Origin of the sequence: Streptomyces sp. NPDC049585, from assembly GCF_040675615.1 — a bacterium.
GTDB classification, from domain to species: Bacteria; Actinomycetota; Actinomycetes; order Streptomycetales; family Streptomycetaceae; genus Streptomyces; species Streptomyces luteosporeus.
Window position 1 is genome coordinate 25,342 of sequence record NZ_JBFAPE010000008.1, and the last position, 17,739, is coordinate 43,080.

A 17,739-nucleotide genomic window follows, 5' to 3' on the forward strand; every position below is an offset into this window, starting at 1 on the left:
CCGGCCCGTGCGCCGCCGTTCCCGGAGCGCCCCGTTACTGCGCGGCGGGCGCCTGGGGTGCGGGCGCGGTCATCAGGATGGTGCGCCGGGGGTTGGCGGTGACCGTGGGCAGCTGCTGGGCGTGCTGGGGCAGCATCTCCTCGGCGATACGCAGCGACTCGGCGTCCTTCAGGTGCACGAGCGTGGTGCGACGGGGGTTGGCGATCTTCCGGGTGGGGGTGGCCGTGGGGGCGGTGTTCACGTCGGTCCTCGCGTGGGGATCGGGGGCTTGTGGTGCTTTCACCGGGCGTTTCGTGCGCCCGTGCAAAGGAACCAGGCTAGGCGCGCCTATCCCCAGCGGCGGGGCGGACGAGTCCCGGCTTTCCTGTGAGTTTGCTCACGACAGGACCGAAAAATGCGGCATACCGGGCGACCACCGGGCTGCGACTAAACGGACATTGCAGGGCTGAATCTGACGTTCCGCTCCTGATCATGGCGACTGGGACACGCCCGGGGTGGGACCCCCACCCGTACGACCGATGACTACAAGTCCGACATTAGGGACCGGATCTTCTACGCTGTGTCACATAATCCCTCACGCGCGGTGACCGTCGCGTCCATGGGCACCACCGGCCTTGTTGGGAGATCCGGCACTGTGCTGGAATTCCCGGGACCGCCAGGGGGGCACCGCGGTCCCCCCACGACTCGACACCGTCCCTCCGCTCACCCGGCGGGACGCCTGGTCCAGAGGTTGCGACGCTAGTGCAGGGACGTTTCAAGAGGGATGGCAGCGCTGCGGCGGAGCCGGAGCCGCGCGGTGCAACCGACCGCGGCACGCCCGCCGGCGCGCCGGAGGTGCCGAACGGCGGCGAGGCCGCCCAGCGGCCCAAGGAGAAGAAGGGCGAGAAGGCCGGCAAGCCCGGCCCCAGCGGCCCGGGCTCACGAATAGCCCTGCGCAACTGGCGAATCAGTACCCGTCTCGTCTCGCTGCTCGCCCTCCCCGTCGTCGCCGCGACGACCCTGGGTGCGATGCGCATCAACGAGTCGCTGACCAACGTCGACCAGCTCGACCACATGAAGCTGCTCACCGAGATGACGGGCAAGGCGACCCAGCTCGCCGACGCCCTGCAGGAGGAGCGGGACAAGTCGGCCGGTCCGATCGTCCAGAAGAACAAGGGCGACGACTCCGTGGTGGCCCCGCGGCAGAAGACCGACCGCGCCATCGACGCCTTCCGTGAGACGACGAAGAAGGTCAAGGCCAACGACCCGACGATGGTCGGCGTCCAGACCACCCTTGTCGACATCACCAAGCAGCTCGACAAGATCAAGGCGGTCCGGGAGAGCGCGTACACCGACGAGCAGTACATCTCCCAGACGGTCAACAACTACGACGGACTGATCAACGCGCTGCTGTCGCTGTCCCAGGACATGGCCCAGGCCACCAGCAACAGCGACATGATCACCTCGACCCGCGCGCTGGCGACGTTCTCCGCCGCCAAGGAGTACGCCTCCATCCAGCGTGCGGTGATCTCCGCCGCGCTCGCCAACCCCAAGGGCGCGAGCCTGTCGGCCAACGACCACCAGTACGGCAAGGCCGCCCTGGACGCCGAGGAAGAGGCCCTGCGCCGCTTCACCGCCATCCGCGCCGGCGACTCCGCCGACCTGCTCAAGGCCCTCAACGGCGGTGACACCAACGTCACCGCGGCGAACACCTTCGCCGAGCGTGCCTTCGGCAACACCGAGGCGTTCAAGGGCGAGAAGACCAGTTACCGCGACTGGTACGACCAGGACAGCGTCAAGCTCGAAGAGATGGCCAAGATCGAGCAGACCCTGCTGTCGCAGATGGACCAGAAGGCCCAGGAACTGCGCGACGAGGCCCAGCAGGAAGCCATCCTCAACGGTGCCCTCATCGTCCTCGTCCTCGGCATCTCGCTCGTCGGCGCCTTCGTCGTGGCCCGCTCCATGGTGCGCTCGCTGCACCGTCTGCAGGACACCGCCCAGCGGGTCGCCAACGACCGTCTGCCCGAGCTCGTCAAGCAGCTCTCCGAGTCCGACCCGCAGGACGTCGACACCTCCGTGGAGTCCGTCGGCGTGCACAGCCGGGACGAGATCGGCAAGGTGGCCGCGGCCTTCGACCACGTGCACCAGGAGGCCGTCCGCCTCGCCGCCGAGCAGGCCCTGCTGCGAGGCAACGTCAACGCGATGTTCACCAACCTCTCGCGCCGGAGCCAGGGCCTCATCCAGCGTCAGCTGTCCCTGATCTCCGAGCTCGAGAGCCGCGAGGCCGACCCGGACCAGCTGTCCTCGCTGTTCAAGCTCGACCACCTCGCCACCCGCATGCGCCGTAACGGCGAAAACCTCCTCGTCCTCGCGGGTGAGGAGCCCGGTCGCCGGTGGACCCGCCCGGTCCCCCTCGTCGACGTCCTGCGCGCCGCCGCGTCCGAGGTGGAGCAGTACGAGCGCATCGAGCTGTCCGGCGTGCCGCCGACCGAGGTCGCCGGCCGCGTCGTCAACGACCTCGTCCACCTGCTCGCCGAGCTGCTGGAGAACGCCACCTCGTTCTCCTCCCCGCAGACCAAGGTCAAGGTCACCGGTCACGCGCTGCCCGACGGCCGCGTGCTGGTCGAGATCCACGACACCGGCATCGGTCTGTCGCCCGAGGACCTCGCGGCGATCAACGAGCGGCTCGCCTCGCCGCCCACCGTGGACGTCTCCGTCTCCCGCCGCATGGGTCTGTTCGTGGTCGGCCGCCTGTCCCTGCGACACGGCATCCGCATCCAGCTGCGCCCGTCGGACTCCGGCGGTACGACCGCGCTCGTCATGCTGCCCGTCGACGTCGCCCAGGGCCACAAGAAGCCGGCCCCCGGCGGGGGTCAGGCCGGTCAGGCGGGCCCCGGTGGCGCCGGTGCGCCGGCCGCCGGTGCCGGCCCGCAGCGCCGCCAGGTCACGGGCGGTCCGCGCCCGGCCGCGCCGGGTCAGCGTCCCGGTGCGCCCGAGGCAGGCGTGCCGCGCCGCGCCGGCGGCCCCGGTGCCGCCCCCTCCGGCGGTGCCGCCGCCGGCAGCCTCTTCGACACCGCCCCCCGCGGCGGCAACGCCGCCCCCGGTGGCGACGGCCGTGCCGCCCTGCCCCCGCGCGGTGCCGGGGCCCCCGGCGGGCCCGCCGGCCAGGCCGGTCCCGCGGCGATGCCGCCGGCCGGTGGTCCGGGCCGCAAGGGCAAGGGCCGCCAGCGCCCGGCCGACGACTGGCCGCTGGCCTCCGACGGTGCGCCGCGCCCGGGCCAGGAGGCGCCGCGCGGCCACGACAACACCGAGCGCACCGGCGGCTTCCCGCAGCCGGGTGCCGGGGTGCCGGGCGGCGGTCCGGGTGACACGGCGCAGTTCCCGCCGGTTCCCGCCGCGGACGAGCCGCGCCAGGCCACGGGCCAGTTCCCGGTGCCGGGCAACGGCGCCGGCGCCCAGCCGGGCGGCGGTCCGGGCGACACGGCGCAGTTCCCGCCGGTCACCGACGGCACGCCGAAGCCGGCGGACCTCGCGCCGGCGGGCACCACGGGCCAGTTCGCGCTGCCGACCCGGGGCGAGGACATGTCCGGTACGGGCCAGTTCCCGCAGCCGGGGGCCGAGCAGTCCTCCGGTACGGGCCAGTTCCCGGTGCCGGGCCAGGGCCGGGACCACGGTCAGGGCATGTCGGGCACCGGGCAGTTCGAGCGGCCGGACCGGGCCGGCGAGCACGCCTCGGGCACGGGGCAGTTCCCCGTCCCCGCCCAGGACGACCCGCTGACGGGCACCGGGCAGTTCCCGCAGGTCTCGGCGACCACGGGCCAGTTCCCCGTGCCGGGCCACGGCCAGGACGCCGCCACCACGGGGCAGTTCCCGCAGCCGGCCGCCGAGCACTCCTCCGGCACCGGGCAGTTCGAGCTGCCCCCCGCCGGCGCGGGCGCGGGCGCGGGCACGCCGCTGTTCGAGGAGCTGGAGTCCAACTGGTTCCGCGGCGCCGCCGGCGAGGGCCAGGTTCCGCAGCAGCCCGCCGACTCCGAGCGTCCGGCCCCGGCCGCCGCCGCGGAGCGTCAGGCGCCGCAGGGCGAGGCACGCGAGCGGGCCGAGTGGCGGGAGTCCCCCAACGACGAGCGCTGGCGCCGGGCCGAGCAGGTCCGCGAGCCGGCGGCGGGCGGCATCACCTCGTCCGGGTTGCCGCGGCGGGTGCCGCGGGCCAACCTCGTCGAGGGCACCGCCCAGACCACCCAGACGCAGTCCCTTCCGACCGGTCCGCAGGTCTCGCGTGCGCCCGACGACGTACGCGGCCGACTGACCAATCTCCGCCGGGGCATCCAGCAAGGACGTCAGGCCGGCAACGGTCCGTCCACCGGCAGCCACAATGTTGGCCCCACTTACCAGCAGGAGCGTTAGTTGAGTCCGATGAGCCAGGCGGCGCAGAATCTGAACTGGTTGATCACCAACTTCGTGGACAACACCCCCGGTGTGTCCCACACGGTGGTGGTCTCCGCCGACGGACTCCTTCTGGCGATGTCCGAAGGGTTCCCGCGGGACCGCGCCGACCAGCTGGCGGCGGTGGCCTCCGGCCTGACCTCGCTGACGGCGGGCGCCTCGCGCATCTTCGAGGGGGGCGCGGTCACCCAGACCGTCGTCGAGATGGAGCGCGGCTTCCTGTTCATCATGTCCGTCTCGGACGGTTCGTCCCTCGCGGTGCTGGCGCACCCGGAGTGCGACATCGGCCTCGTGGGCTACGAGATGGCCCTGCTGGTCGACCGCGCGGGCACCGTGCTGACGCCCGACCTGCGCGCCGAACTCCAGGGCAGCTTGCTGAACTGACCCGCTCCCACCGCATATTCCGTCCGACCGTACGGCCGAAAACCCCCCACCGGCCCCCGCTCGACGGCATTATTGCCATCCTGCAGTCCCGTCCGGAGGATTCATGACCCCGCCCGTCTCGCCCGGCCCGTACGGCGCTTCCCCGCATGCGTCGTACGGGGAAGATGAAGGCGACCAGCCCCTGGTCCGCCCCTACGCCATGACGGGGGGCCGCACCCGGCCGCGCTACCAGCTCGCCATCGAGGCCCTGGTCAGCTCCACGGCCGACCCGGCCCACCTCGGCGGGCTGCTCCCCGAGCACCAGCGGATCTGCCAGCTGTGCCAGGAGGTGAAGTCGGTCGCGGAGGTCTCCGCGCTGCTGAACATGCCTCTCGGCGTGGCCCGCATTCTCGTCGCGGACCTGGCGGAGGCCGGCATGGTGGCGATCCACCAGCCGGGCGGCGGCACCGAGGCCGGCGGTACGCCGGATGTGACACTGCTCGAAAGGGTGCTCAGTGGACTTCGGAAGCTCTAACTTCGGAAGCTCCGGTTACGGAAGCTCCAGCGGCGGACCGAGCCGCTCCACCACGTCCGCGAAGATCGTGGTGGCCGGTGGCTTCGGCGTCGGCAAGACCACGTTCGTGGGCGCGGTCTCGGAGATCAGTCCGCTGCGCACGGAGGCCGTGATGACGTCGGCCTCCGCCGGCATCGACGACCTGAGCCACGTCCAGGACAAGAAGACCACGACCGTGGCGATGGATTTCGGTCGTATCACGCTCGACGACGACCTGATCCTGTACCTGTTCGGCACGCCCGGCCAGGACCGCTTCTGGTTCATGTGGGACGACCTGGTCCGCGGCGCCATCGGCGCCATCGTGCTGGTCGACACCCGCCGCCTCGCCGACTGCTTCCCCGCGGTCGACTACTTCGAGAACAGCGGCCTGCCCTTCGTCATCGCCCTCAACGGCTTCGACGGACAGCAGCCCTACGCTCCGGAGGAGGTCCGCGAGGCGCTGCAGATCGGCCCCGACGCGCCGATCATCACCACCGACGCGCGGCACCGCCATGAGGCGAAGAGCGCCCTCATCACGCTCGTCGAGCACGCGCTGATGGCGCGGCTGAAATAGGTACCCACCGTGGCGAGTTATGACGGGGCGTAAGTTGTGGGATTGACCACGCAAACGCTTCTGGGTTCATAACGTTTCGACAGAGAATTGGCCGGGCGCGACCACTCGTCGCGTCCGGCCGACTTCGCTGCGCACACACCTCGCCCGACATTTGGCGTGGCTCGGCCTTAATGCCCGTTTTATGTCGGGCAAATCGCGGCCTTCACGGGCTCTGTCCGTTGTTTGGATTGCACCTGCCTCACGTGCTGGAATTCCCGGACTGAGCAGTGACGGCTCAGCAGATAAACGGCACAGGAACAGGTGCCGACGCCGAGAGGTTGTTGGTCGAGTGAGGCGAAGAAAGACGGGCGCCGCGCAGCAGACGCGGGACGCGCGGGGCAACTTCACCCCGCCGTCGCGCACAGCGGTGCCGCCTTCCGAGATGCCCGAACCCCCCGCCACCCCCGCTCCGGCCCGCGGCGGCAGATTCTCGCCCCGCAACTGGCGTGTGCCGGTCCGGCTGAACGCGATTCTGCTGATCCCGGTGCTCGTCGCACTGGTCTTCGGCGGTCTCGACGTCAAGAAGTCGGTCGACACCTGGAACGAGGCGGCGGACGCGGCGAACACGGCCCGCGCGGTGCGCGCGGCGGCCACGTACGCCCACGCCGTCATCGACGAGCGCGACCTGACGGCCAAGCCGCTGCTCGAGGGCAGCACGGACGACCCGGTCATCAAGAAGGTACGGGCGGCCACGGACAAGGCGCGCGCCGAGTTCGACACGGCCGCCAAGGCGATGCCGGACACCCCGAGCCTCAAGCGCCGTCTGAAGGCGGTGCGCGACGCGGAGCCGACGCTGGTCAAGCTGCGCTCGGCCGCGTACACCCCTGCCCTGGACGGGACGAAGACCGAGGACGGCTACGGCGCCATCCAGCGTCCCCTGATGGCCTTCACCAACGAGCTGGGCCTGGGCACCGGCAACGTCACCTCCTACGGACGCGCCGTCTACGCCGTCTCGCTGGCCAAGGCCGCCGAGTCGCTGCAGCGCTCCATCGGCACGCACCTGCTGCTGAAGCCGGGCAGTGCCGCCGAGCGCCAGGTGCTGCTGACGTCGTTCTCCTCGTACAACTTCCTCGAGTACATCGCCCGCAGCGAGTTCGAGGCGGGCGCCGGGGACGAGGACATCAAGCGCATGAAGTCGGCCATGGCCACCGAGGCCCAGACCGACGCGCAGGACAAGATGACCGCCGCCATCATGTCGGGCGCCACCACCGCGCAGCTCAAGGCGCAGGGCGTGACGGCCGACACCTGGCTGCAGACCTCCACGGGCAAGTTCAACGCCTACCGCACGGTCGAGGAGCACCTCGCCGACCACGCGGTGGAGGAGGCCGAGTCCATCGCCTCGCAGGCGACGCAGGACGCGATCGTCAACTCCTCGATCATGGTCTTCGCCCTCGTGGTCGCCTTCTTCGTGGCCGGCCGGATGGCCCGCTCGATGAGCCGGAGCATGCGCCAGCTGCGCACCGCGGCCTTCGACGTGGCCGAGCAGCGCCTGCCGGCGCTGGTCGACCAGCTCTCGCGCACCGACCCGGGCAAGGTGGACACTCGTGTCCAGCCGATCCCGATCACCACCGGTGACGAGATCGGTGAGGTCGCCCGCGCCTTCGACCAGGTGCACCGCGAGGCGGTCCGCCTCGCCGCGGAGCAGGCCCTGCTCCGGGGCAACGTGAATGCGATCTTCACCAACCTCTCCCGCCGCAACCAGGCTCTGATCGAGGGACAGCTGAACCTCATCACCGACCTGGAGAACAACGAGGCCGACCCGGACCAGCTGGAGAACCTCTTCCGCCTGGACCACCTGGCCACCCGTATGCGGCGCAACGGCGAGAACCTCCTCATCCTCGCCGGCGAGGAGCCCGGTCGCCGCTGGGACCAGCCGATCCCGCTGGTGGACGTGCTGCGCGCGGCCTCCTCCGAGGTGGAGGCGTACGAGCGCATCGAGCTGTCCGGCGTGCCGGACGCCGAGATCCACGGCCTGGCCGTGACCGACCTCGTGCACCTGCTGGCCGAGCTGCTGGAGAACGCCACCACGTTCTCCTCCCCGCACACCAAGGTCCGCGTCACCGCCACCCGGCTGCCCGACGGCCGCGTGATGGTGGAGATCCACGACAAGGGCATCGGCCTGACCGCCGAGGACTTCGCAGACATCAACCACAAGCTGGCCAACCCGCCGACGGTGGACGCCGCGATCTCCCAGCGCATGGGTCTGTTCGTGGTCGGCCGCCTGGCCATGCGCCATGGCATCCGTGTCCAGCTGCGCCCCTCGGGCGAGCAGGCCGGCACCACCTCGCTGGTGATGCTGCCGGACGCCATCACCCACGGTGGCGGTGGCGACGAGTCGGCCCCGGACGACTTCACCGTCTCCCGCATGGTGCCCGACCAGCAGCAGCCGGCTCCCGTCGCCGGTATGCGCACGGCCGCCGAGCTCGGTTTCGACGACTCGCGCTACGAGTCCGGCGGGGAGTCCACCTCGCTGGACCCGGTCGGTCGCTCGCTGATGCGCGAGGAGCGCCGCGCCCAGCTGGGCGCGCAGGCCTCCGACCAGCGCCCGCTCTTCGCCGACGAGACCGCGCAGGAGCAGCCGTACCCGCAGCAGGGTTACGAGTACCCGCAGGGCGGTTACCCGGAATCCGGCTACGAGGAGCAGACGGCGAACGCCCCGCAGGCGTACGCCGACTACAACGCCCCTGAGAGCCAAGGCGAATGGGCCGGCGCAGGTACGTACCAGCAGGCGTACGGGCAGGGTTACGCAGCGGAACCGGAATCCCGGCCGTCCGCTGACACGGCGCAGCCCGAGCGCGTAGAGTTCGACCGTCCGGGCCCCGCTTCGAGCGGCTCCCCCGCGCTGACCGGGTCCGGTCTGCCGCGCCGCGACAAGCGGTGGCAGCACTCCGAGCCGGGCGAGGAGGCCACGAGGGACGGCGGAGAAAGCGAGCGGTCCCCGCAGGGGACGCCACAGCAGCCCCGCGAGGGCGACACTGCCGCATGGCAGTCGGTCAACGACGAGCGCTGGCAGCAGGCCAAGCAGCTCCGTGAGCCGAAGGCCGGCGGAGTGACCTCCTCCGGTCTCCCCCGCCGGGTCCCCAAGGCCAATCTGGTCGAGGGCACGGCGGCCGGGCAGAGCGCTCCGGCCGGCCCGCAGATATCCCGCGCACCGGAGGACGTCCGGGGCAGGTTGGCGAACCTGCGCCGCGGCATCCAGCAGGGACGCACCGTGGGGTCGGACTCCGGCGAGTTCCCGGCACCCGCACAGCATGAGCAACACGACCAGGGCTTCGGCCCCGGCGGCACCTACGATCAGGAGCGTTAGTGTGAGCCCGATGAGCCAGGCGGCGCAGAACCTGAACTGGTTGATCACCAGTTTCGTGGACAACACCCCAGGGGTGTCCCACACCGTCGTGGTCTCCGCCGACGGACTCCTTCTGGCGATGTCCGAAGGCTTTCCGCGGGACCGCGCCGACCAGCTGGCGGCGGTGGCCTCCGGCCTGACCTCGCTGACCGCGGGCGCCTCGCGCATCTTCGAGGGCGGCACGGTCAACCAGACCGTCGTCGAGATGGAGCGCGGCTTCCTCTTCATCATGTCCATCTCGGACGGTTCGTCCCTCGCAGTGCTGGCGCACCCCGAGTGCGACATCGGCCTCGTGGGCTACGAGATGGCCCTGCTGGTCGACCGCGCGGGCAATGTGCTGACGCCCGACCTGCGCGCCGAACTGCAGGGGAGCCTTCTCAACTAACCCAGAAAGAGTGCGTTTCGCGCCACCGCGCCATAGGGTGCGGTGGCGCGACCAGCAGCAGACAGGCAAGCCGGAGGAGGAGACGTGGCAACGCCCCCAGGCGGTTACCCGTACGGAAACGACCAGCAGGCCCAACCCCCGCTGAACCGCTACAACTTCCCCTCCGCGCCAAGCCACCAAGCCGTGCCGGAGCAGCAGCGCCCTGCCCATGTGCAGGCGCCGCCACAGTACCGGCGTGCGGCCTCCCCCTCGGGGGGCAAGCAGAATCCGCTGGTCCGCCCCTATGCGATGACCGGCGGCCGGACGCGGCCGCGTTACCAGCTCGCCATCGAGGCGCTGGTGCACACCACGGCCCAGCCGTCCCAGCTCCACGGGCAGTTGCCGGAACACCAGCGCATCTGCCACCTGTGCCACGAGATCAAGTCGGTCGCCGAGATCTCGGCACTTCTTTCCATTCCGCTCGGCGTCGCCCGGATTCTTGTCGCCGACCTGGCGGAGGCCGGACTAGTCGCCATTCACCAGCCCGGCGGGGACGCATCCGCCGGCGGTCAGCCTGACGTGACACTGCTCGAAAGGGTGCTCAGTGGACTTCGGAACCTCTAGCGGCGAGGCAGCCCGCTCGACCACCTCCGCGAAGATCGTGGTGGCCGGTGGCTTCGGCGTGGGCAAGACCACGTTCGTCGGCGCGGTCTCGGAGATCAACCCGCTGCGCACCGAAGCCGTCATGACCTCCGCCTCGGCGGGCATCGACGACCTCACCCACGCGCCGGACAAGACCACGACGACCGTGGCCATGGACTTCGGCCGTATCACCCTGGACCAGGACCTCATCCTGTACCTGTTCGGCACGCCCGGCCAGGACCGCTTCTGGTTCATGTGGGACGACCTGGTCCGCGGCGCCATCGGCGCCGTCGTCCTGGTCGACACCCGCCGCCTCGCCGACTGCTTCCCGGCCGTCGACTACTTCGAGAACAGCGGCCTGCCCTTCGTCATCGCCCTCAACGGCTTCGACGGACACCAGCCGTACAGCCCGGAGGAGGTCCGCGAGGCGCTGCAGATCGGCCCCGACGCGCCGATCATCCAGACGGACGCCCGCCACCGCCACGAGGCGAAGAGCGCCCTCATCACGCTCGTCGAGCACGCGCTGATGGCGCGGCTGCGCTAGCTCGGATGCGAAGAGGTCCCCGCACTCCTCGTCGAGTGCGGGGACCTCTTCGCATAAGCCCCTCTTTGCATGGGCCCTCTTTGCCATGGGCCCTCTTTGCAGGGGCCGGAGGTACGGCGAAGGCCCCTCACCCGTGGGTGAGGGGCCTTCGCCGTGTTTCGCCGTATGCGGTGCCGGACGGGTCCGTCAGACCTGCCAGCTGTGCGGCGCTCTGAAGCCGGAGGTGCGCTCCAGACGGCGCCAGGGCGCCGTGGTGCGGCGCGGGCGGGTGTCCTCGGCGGCGCCGGTGCGGCCGGCCGCGGCGCGGGCGAGGAGGACGGCGGTGACGGCGGCCAGTTCCTCGGCGTCCGCCGTGCCCTTCTCGACGCGTACGAGCGTGTCGTTCATCGCTGTGTCTCCACTGATCACTGGGGCGGGTTGCCGTGCTTGCGGGCCGGCAGGTCCGCGTGCTTGTTCGCGAGCATCGCCAGCGAGCGGATGAGCACCGCCCGGGTCTCGACGGGGTCGATCACGTCGTCGACCAGGCCGCGCTCCGCCGCGTAGTACGGGTGCATCAGCTCGGCCTTGTACTCCTTGACCATGCGGGCCCGCATGGCCTCGGGGTCGTCGGCGTCCGCGATCTGCTTGCGGAAGATGACGTTGGCCGCGCCCTCGGCGCCCATGACCGCGATCTCGTTGGTGGGCCAGGCGAAGGTCAGGTCGGCGCCGATGGACTGCGAGTCCATGACGATGTACGCGCCGCCGTAGGCCTTGCGCAGGATCACCGAGATCCGCGGCACGGTGGCGTTGCAGTACGCGTACAGCAGCTTGGCGCCGTGCCGGATGATTCCACCGTGCTCCTGGTCGACGCCGGGGAGGAAGCCGGGTACGTCCAGAAGGGTGATGATCGGGATGTTGAAGGCGTCGCACATCTGGATGAACCGCGCGGCCTTCTCCGAGGCCTCGATGTCGAGGACGCCGGCGAGGGACTGCGGCTGGTTGGCGACGATGCCCACGACCTGGCCGTCCATGCGGGACAGGGCGCAGATGATGTTGGTGGCCCAGCGCTCGTGGATCTCCAGGTACTCGCCGTCGTCGACGATCTCCTCGATGACCTTGCGCATGTCGTACGGCCGGTTGCCGTCGGCCGGCACCAGGTCGAGCAGGGTCTCGCCGAGGCGGTCGGCGGGGTCCTCGGAGGCGACGCGCGGCGGGTTCTCGCGGTTGTTCTGCGGCAGCAGCGACAGCAGGTAGCGCACCTCCTCCAGGCACGTCTCCTCGTCGTCGTAGGCGAAGTGCGCCACGCCGGAGGTCTCGGCGTGCACGTCCGCGCCGCCGAGGCCGTTCTGGGTGATCTCCTCGCCGGTCACCGCGCGGACCACGTCGGGCCCGGTGATGAACATCTGGGAGGTCTCCCGGACCATGAAGACGAAGTCCGTCAGGGCCGGGGAGTAGGCCGCGCCACCGGCGCACGGGCCGAGCATCACGCTTATCTGCGGGATGACACCGGATGCCTTGGTGTTGCGCTGGAAGATGCCGCCGTAGCCGGCGAGGGCGGAGACGCCCTCCTGGATGCGGGCGCCGGCGCCGTCGTTCAGGGAGACCAGCGGGGCACCGGCCGCGATGGCCATGTCCATGATCTTGTGGATCTTGGTGGCGTGGGCCTCGCCCAGCGCACCGCCGAAGATCCGGAAGTCGTGTGCGTAGACGAACACCGTCCGCCCGTGCACGGTTCCCCACCCGGTGATCACGCCGTCGGTGTAGGGGCGCTTGGCCTCCAGCCCGAAACCGGTCGCGCGGTGCCGCCGCAGCGGCTCCACCTCGGTGAAAGAGCCCTCGTCAAGCAGCAGATCGATGCGTTCGCGAGCGGTCAGCTTGCCCTTGGCCTTCTGCGCCTGGGTCGCCCGCTCGCTCGGACCACGCCGAACCTGCTCACGGATCGCGTGCAGCTCGGCGACGCGCCCTCGGACGTCACTCGCCTCTACGGGCGCACCTTCGACATTGCTCATGGAAAGACGGTACGTGGCAGGCGTCCCGGAACATCATGTCGGTTCCTTACAACGTAGCGTGGCTTTTGGTGGGCAGGCAGCACAGAAGTGGGCAGCCCCCTTATCACCCCTTGAGCAGTCACCGGCGGTCCCACGCTGTGACTACTCAACAAATCCGGCCGGGCCCGGCGGTCAATCACGCACCTTGACCGGCCGCGGGGACCGCCGGACCGGCCGGCTGGACGCTGCACATGTGCGGTGCGCAGGCCCTCCCCGGCAGCACCCGCAGCCGCAGGACCGGGGTCGTGGTCAGGACCTCCACCGTGGGGTCCCGGGCGAGGATACGGGTCACCGGGTGGGACCAGGTGACCTCGAAGGGCTCGCCGGTGCGCGGGGGCTCGGCGAGGTGCAGGGTCGCACGGTCGCGGCCGTGGCGCACCAGGACGCAGGAGGGTGCCGTGACCGTGAGGGGGCCCACCGTACCCGGGGCCCAGAAATTGACGGCGGTCAGGCCCAGGGGGGCGACGGTCACGCCCTGGTGGTCGACGGTGTTGGCCAGCACGGTGAGCCGGTCGCGGTCGGCGGCCCTGCCGGCGACGGCCTGCTCGTCGGCCCCCGGCATCAGCACGTAGAGGTAGCCCTCGTCGTCGGGATCGGTTCCGTGCGGGTGCAGCAGCGCGAGGTGGCGCCGGGTGAGCGGGGTGGCCGAGCCGCCGGCGTTGATGTCGCGCCACGCGCCGGTACGGGACTCGTGCAGCGCCTCCAGCGGGGCGCCGCCGGGCAGGACGTAACCGCCGTGACCGGGGACGTGGACCCAGTGGGCGCAGTCGAAGGACTCCGGCCGGCCCTCGTGCAGCATCCGGCGCTCGCCGTCGACGGTCAGGACCGCGTCGGCCCGGCCGAGGTGGCGGTTGTCGACGATCGTCTCGACCCCGGCGCCGTCGGTCGCGGTGATCCCCGCGCCCAGGCAGATGATCGCGTCGTCCGCGAAGAACCACGACTTGCGTGCCTGAAGGCTGGATCCCAGCCCCTTGAGGTGCTGCCCGATCGCCGCGTACGTGCCGTCGGTGACGCCGCCCACCCAGCGCACGTCCGGCTTCGGCTGCCCCCAGCCGCCGCCGGCGTTGTCGGCGAGCGGCACGGCGCACACGGTGGTGCCGGGCAGCCGGTAGGGATCGACGGTGGGCCAGAAGGCGTCGCCGTACGGATCGGCAGGGCACTCCTCGTGCCACCAGCACAGCATGCCGGCGCCGGTGTGCCAGCCGCGCGGATTCTCGCCGTTGCCGTTCTCGTAGTACGTGATGCGGTCCGAGGCCATCGCGAGGGAGGCGGCCCAGCCGGGACGGCGGTGCACGGCCCGGTCCATGGAGGCGAACAGACGGTGCCCGACCGGCTCGGGCAGGACCGGCCCCGGGCGGGCGGCGACGGCGGCGAGGCGCGCCAGATCGGCCGGGCCGAACTGGGGGTCGCTCAGCAGTGGCCGCACCCGGTCCCGGGCGGCCCAGCCCCTGATCATGCCGTGCCAGCGGTCCCGCTGCGCGGCCGGCGCGGCCTCGGCCAGCAGCGCGACGGCGGCGATGAGGGCGTGCCCGCGCTGCCGGTCGCCCTGGGCGGGGGCCTGCGGATCCGCGGCGGACACGCCCCTGCTGACCGCGCGGCCGGAAACGCAGTCCATCACCAGGCCGTCGTGCACGAACGGTGCGAAGGCGTGCTCGACGCCGTCGATGACGGTGCGGCGGGCGGGATCCGTGACCTCCCACGGCGAGTCGCGCAGGAGGACGAGAAGACGGGCGAGGCCGTCGAGCAGGACACAGCCGTACGTCCCGGTGTAGGCGACCCACGAGTGCTGGACGAACGAGCCGTCGGCGTACAGGCCGTCGCCCTTGACGACATGAGGGAACACCGGCGACAGCGCGTCCCGGGCGAGCGCGACCTTGCCGGGCGCCCGGCCGAGAACACCGCGCAGGGCGACGACGCGGCACAGGTCGACACGGTTGGCGCCCGTGCTGGTGCCGGAGTACGCGCCGAGCGCGGAGTCCGGCACGAAGTGGTCGACGGCGGCGAGGTTCCCCTGCAGCCGGGCCTCGCCGGCGGCGTCGTCCAGCAGGGCGAGCGTGTCGAGGAGGAGACGCGGAGAACCGATCTGCCACTCCCACCAGTTGCCGTAGCGGGTGGTGCCCGGGTGATAGACGCGCTCGCCGACGTGGTCGAGGCCGGCCAGCACGTCGGCGAGGAGAGCGGGATCCCCGGTGAGCCCCGTGGCGGGCTGGACGTACGCCTGGGCCATCGTGAACAGCCGGGCATAGCTGGTGGTGATGCCGGCGGGCGGATCGAAGGGCGCATCCGGCCACAACGCGCCGGGGGCGGGGCGCATGGTCGCCCGGTGCGTGGCGGCGAGCGCTCCGATGCGGCGCAGGGCGCCGGCGTAGGGGGCGGCGGCGGGGTCGAAACCGGTGCCGAGGGTGAGGGCGGTCCAGCGTCTTCGCAGAACGGCGAAGGGGTCGGGCTCTGCGGGAGCGCCGAGGACGCCGAGGGCGCCGGCGGCGGTGAGGAAGGTGCGGCGGGAGAGGGCCACGGTGGTCTCCTCCCCCACCCCGCCCCTCCCCGAAACCGGGGGCTCCGCCCGGTGTCCTCAAACGCCGGACGGGCTGATTTCAGCCCGTCCGGCGTTTGAGGACCGGGGGTCCGGGGGCGGAGCCCCCGGGAGACGGGGAGAGGGCGGGGTTGGGGAACGGCCGCCCGCAGGGCTAACCGCCCAGCCGCTTGAGGTAGTCGGCTATCGCCGACGGCGCATCGGCGCTCAGTGCTACGTAGTTGTCCGGCCGCACCAGCACCACCCCCGCCCGGCCCTCCATCCCGTACGCCCGTCGGGCGTGTTCCTCCGCCGGGCCGAGCCGCACCGTCCGCACCCCCTCCGGCACCGCCGCCCCCGCCCCGAAGTCGAGCACCGTGAAGTGCGGCCCCGCGAACGCTTCGAAGAGCCGGCCACCGTCGGTCAGGGGCGCGTCCGGTGCGCGGTGGCCCGCCAGGGGGCCGTCGCCGGCGAGCGTGCTCCAGTCGTAGTGCACGCCAAGGGTCGTCACGTCGTCCGTGACGACCGCCTCCGTGCCGACGCCGGGGCGGCGCACTCCTTCCCGTACGGCCCGCAGGCGTTCATCCGTGAGGTTGAGTGTCCAGGCGGCGACCGGCAGCCGCTCCTCCTCGTACGTGTCGAGCAGGCCTTCCCCCGCCTGGCCTCCGAGCACGTGGGCCAGCTTCCAGCCCAGGTTGAAGGCGTCCTGGATGCCGGTGTTCATGCCCATGCCGCCGGCGATGGAGTGGACGTGGGCGGCGTCGCCGGCGAGGAAGATGCGGCCGATGCGGAAGCGGTCGGCCATGCGGACGTTGATGCGGTAGGTGGACATCCACCGCACGTCCGCGAGGTGCACGCCGGGGACGCGGGCGTGGCGCTCGAAGAGGCGCTGGAAGGAGGCGAGGGAGGCGGGCAGGGGCTGTCCCTGTGCATCGCGTTCGGGGCTCGCCTGGAGTTGCCAGTGGTCGTCGCCGCGGAAGGGGCAGAGCATGACGGCGCCGTCCTCGTCGAACCACTGGTGCCAGTAGGCCGGGTCCAGGCCGTCGGCGCGGACATCGCCGATGATCATGCATTCCTCGGCCTCGGTCCGTCCCTCGAAGCCCACTCCGAGGGCCTTGCGCACCGTGCTGCGACCGCCGTCGCAGGCGGCGAGGTAGGAGGCCGACACGCTGCGCCCGTCGGCGAGACGGGCCGTCACCCCGTGCTCGTCCTGCTCGAAGTCGACCAGTTCGGTGCCGAGTTCGACGTGGACGCCGTATGCGGCGAGCTTGTCGCGCAGGATCTCCTCGGTGCGCCACTGGGGGATGAGCAGGCCGGTGGCGTACGGCACGTCGGGGGTGGGGACGCGGTCGCCGGAGGAGACATGGTCGGCCAGGGCGACGCCGCCGCGGTACTTGCGCAGGGTGATGTGCTCGGTGCCGGAGGCGGTGGCGGCCTCCCCCACGCCGAGGTCGTCGAGGATCTCCCGGCTGCGCTGGTTGAGCCCCTTGCCCCGCGAACCGCGGTGGAACTCGGGGGACTTGTCGATGATGCGCACGGGGACTCCGGCGCGGGCGAGCGTGATGGCGAGGGTGAGCCCGGTCGGGCCGGCGCCCGTGATCAGTACGGCGGTCATGGGTCCATGAAAGACCCGCCGGCCGGAAAATGCAACCGAGTAACAAAAGATTCCGAGTAACGGCGATTCCTGCTAGGGTGGCCTCGTGAGCGAGGAGACACCCGGGACGGGCCTGCGGGAGCTGAAGAAGCAGCGCACGCGCCAGGCGCTGTCCGACACGGCGATCGAGCTGTTCCTCAAGCGCGGGTTCGACGAGGTCTCGGTCGCGGACGTGGCGGCGGCGGTGGAGGTCTCGAAGCCGACGCTCTTCCGCTACTTCCCCACCAAGGAGGACCTGGCCCTCCACCGCATCTCCGACCACCAGGGCGAGGCGGCCCGCGTCGTGCGCGAGCGCTGCGCGGGCGAGGCGCCGCTGGCCGCGCTGCGGACGCACTTCCACGAGCGCCTGGACGCCCGCGACCCGGTCACGGGCCTGTGCGACGTGCCGGAGGTGCTGGCCTACCGCGACCTGCTCTACTCCACCCCGAGCCTGCAGGCCCGGCTCATGCTCTACAGCGCCGAGGACGAGCGGGTGCTGGCGGAGGCGCTGGCGGAGACGGGGCCGGCGGACGAGGTGACGGCGAAGCTGGCCGCGGCGCAGATCGTCGCCGTCCACCACGTCCTGGCCCGCACCAACTGGCGCCGGTTGGCGGCGGACCGCCTCACCGGCGCCGTGGTGCGCACGGCCCACGCCGACGCCGACCGGGCCTTCGACCTGCTCGACTCGGGCCTGTCGGCGATCAGCCGCTGAAAAGCGCC

General features: G+C 71.5%; 14 protein-coding genes. 9 read left to right on the forward strand and 5 right to left on the reverse strand.

Going from position 1 to position 17,739, the window contains the following annotated elements:
- Positions 1-34: 34 nt before the first annotated feature.
- Entirely contained in the window at positions 35-241 is a 207-nt protein-coding gene (locus tag AB0K17_RS12065; protein WP_365982875.1) for a hypothetical protein, read from the reverse strand.
- Positions 242-741: 500 nt separating this feature from the next.
- On the opposite strand from AB0K17_RS12065, the gene AB0K17_RS12070 reads away from it, so the two are divergent.
- The 8 genes from AB0K17_RS12070 to AB0K17_RS12105 all read left to right on the forward strand — a co-directional run bounded on the left by AB0K17_RS12070 (position 742) and on the right by AB0K17_RS12105 (position 10,847).
- Positions 742-4,383 carry a nitrate- and nitrite sensing domain-containing protein gene (locus tag AB0K17_RS12070; protein ID WP_365982876.1) on the forward strand — a complete coding sequence of 1,214 codons (3,642 nt, stop codon included), beginning with the start codon at positions 742-744 and terminating at the stop codon, positions 4,381-4,383.
- 9 nt (positions 4,384-4,392) lie between these two features.
- A complete protein-coding gene (locus AB0K17_RS12075; RefSeq protein ID WP_344435999.1) occupies positions 4,393-4,806 on the forward strand; it encodes a roadblock/LC7 domain-containing protein in 414 nt (137 codons plus the stop codon).
- 103 nt (positions 4,807-4,909) lie between these two features.
- Positions 4,910-5,320 (forward strand): DUF742 domain-containing protein, encoded by a 411-nt coding sequence (locus AB0K17_RS12080; protein WP_344435875.1) that lies wholly within the window; start codon positions 4,910-4,912, stop codon positions 5,318-5,320.
- Positions 5,301-5,912, forward strand: a complete 612-nt coding sequence (locus AB0K17_RS12085) for an ATP/GTP-binding protein (protein WP_365968030.1) — start codon at positions 5,301-5,303, stop codon at positions 5,910-5,912. The genes AB0K17_RS12080 and AB0K17_RS12085 overlap by 20 nt, the downstream gene beginning before the upstream one ends.
- 421 nt (positions 5,913-6,333) lie before the next feature.
- The gene (locus tag AB0K17_RS12090) at positions 6,334-9,258 is read left to right on the forward strand and encodes a nitrate- and nitrite sensing domain-containing protein (RefSeq protein WP_365982877.1); all 2,925 of its coding nucleotides are present in this window, start codon (positions 6,334-6,336) and stop codon (positions 9,256-9,258) included.
- Between the two features lie 10 nt (positions 9,259-9,268).
- A complete protein-coding gene (locus AB0K17_RS12095; RefSeq protein ID WP_181143878.1) occupies positions 9,269-9,682 on the forward strand; it encodes a roadblock/LC7 domain-containing protein in 414 nt (137 codons plus the stop codon).
- 84 nt (positions 9,683-9,766) lie between these two features.
- A complete protein-coding gene (locus AB0K17_RS12100) occupies positions 9,767-10,285 on the forward strand; it encodes a DUF742 domain-containing protein (RefSeq protein WP_365968032.1) in 519 nt (172 codons plus the stop codon).
- On the forward strand, positions 10,266-10,847 hold the full coding sequence (locus AB0K17_RS12105; RefSeq protein ID WP_365968033.1) for an ATP/GTP-binding protein: 582 nt from the start codon (positions 10,266-10,268) through the stop codon (positions 10,845-10,847). Before AB0K17_RS12100 ends, AB0K17_RS12105 begins: the two co-directional genes overlap by 20 nt.
- A 186-nt stretch (positions 10,848-11,033) precedes the next feature.
- On the opposite strand, the gene AB0K17_RS12110 is transcribed toward AB0K17_RS12105, so the two are convergent.
- The 4 genes from AB0K17_RS12110 to AB0K17_RS12125 form a co-directional block, all read right to left on the reverse strand.
- Positions 11,034-11,234 (reverse strand): acyl-CoA carboxylase subunit epsilon, encoded by a 201-nt coding sequence (locus AB0K17_RS12110; protein WP_344435868.1) that lies wholly within the window; start codon positions 11,232-11,234, stop codon positions 11,034-11,036.
- A gap of 17 nt (positions 11,235-11,251) precedes the next feature.
- On the reverse strand, positions 11,252-12,835 hold the full coding sequence (locus AB0K17_RS12115) for an acyl-CoA carboxylase subunit beta (RefSeq protein WP_365968034.1): 1,584 nt from the start codon (positions 12,833-12,835) through the stop codon (positions 11,252-11,254).
- Positions 12,836-13,010: 175 nt separating this feature from the next.
- Positions 13,011-15,407, reverse strand: a complete 2,397-nt coding sequence (locus tag AB0K17_RS12120) for a polysaccharide lyase 8 family protein (RefSeq protein ID WP_365982878.1) — start codon at positions 15,405-15,407, stop codon at positions 13,011-13,013.
- A 154-nt stretch (positions 15,408-15,561) separates the two neighbouring features.
- Positions 15,562-17,001: an FAD-dependent monooxygenase gene (locus AB0K17_RS12125; protein ID WP_365982879.1), complete on the reverse strand. Its 1,440-nt coding sequence runs from the start codon at positions 16,999-17,001 to the stop codon at positions 15,562-15,564.
- A gap of 85 nt (positions 17,002-17,086) precedes the next feature.
- Here AB0K17_RS12125 and AB0K17_RS12130 point away from each other — a divergent pair, with 85 nt between their 5' ends.
- Positions 17,087-17,731 carry a TetR family transcriptional regulator gene (locus tag AB0K17_RS12130; RefSeq protein WP_365982880.1) on the forward strand — a complete coding sequence of 215 codons (645 nt, stop codon included), beginning with the start codon at positions 17,087-17,089 and terminating at the stop codon, positions 17,729-17,731.
- Positions 17,732-17,739: the final 8 nt, after the last annotated feature.

Coding starts and splice junctions, on each gene's coding strand:
- AB0K17_RS12075 (WP_344435999.1), top strand. CDS start 4,393: ATGAGCCAGGCGGCGCAGAATCTGAACTGGTTGATCACCAACTTCGTG.
- AB0K17_RS12090 (WP_365982877.1), top strand. CDS start 6,334: ATGCCCGAACCCCCCGCCACCCCCGCTCCGGCCCGCGGCGGCAGATTC.
- AB0K17_RS12125 (WP_365982879.1), bottom strand. CDS start 17,001: ATGACCGCCGTACTGATCACGGGCGCCGGCCCGACCGGGCTCACCCTC.
- AB0K17_RS12115 (WP_365968034.1), bottom strand. CDS start 12,835: ATGAGCAATGTCGAAGGTGCGCCCGTAGAGGCGAGTGACGTCCGAGGG.
- AB0K17_RS12080 (WP_344435875.1), top strand. CDS start 4,910: ATGACCCCGCCCGTCTCGCCCGGCCCGTACGGCGCTTCCCCGCATGCG.
- AB0K17_RS12110 (WP_344435868.1), bottom strand. CDS start 11,234: ATGAACGACACGCTCGTACGCGTCGAGAAGGGCACGGCGGACGCCGAG.
- AB0K17_RS12095 (WP_181143878.1), top strand. CDS start 9,269: ATGAGCCAGGCGGCGCAGAACCTGAACTGGTTGATCACCAGTTTCGTG.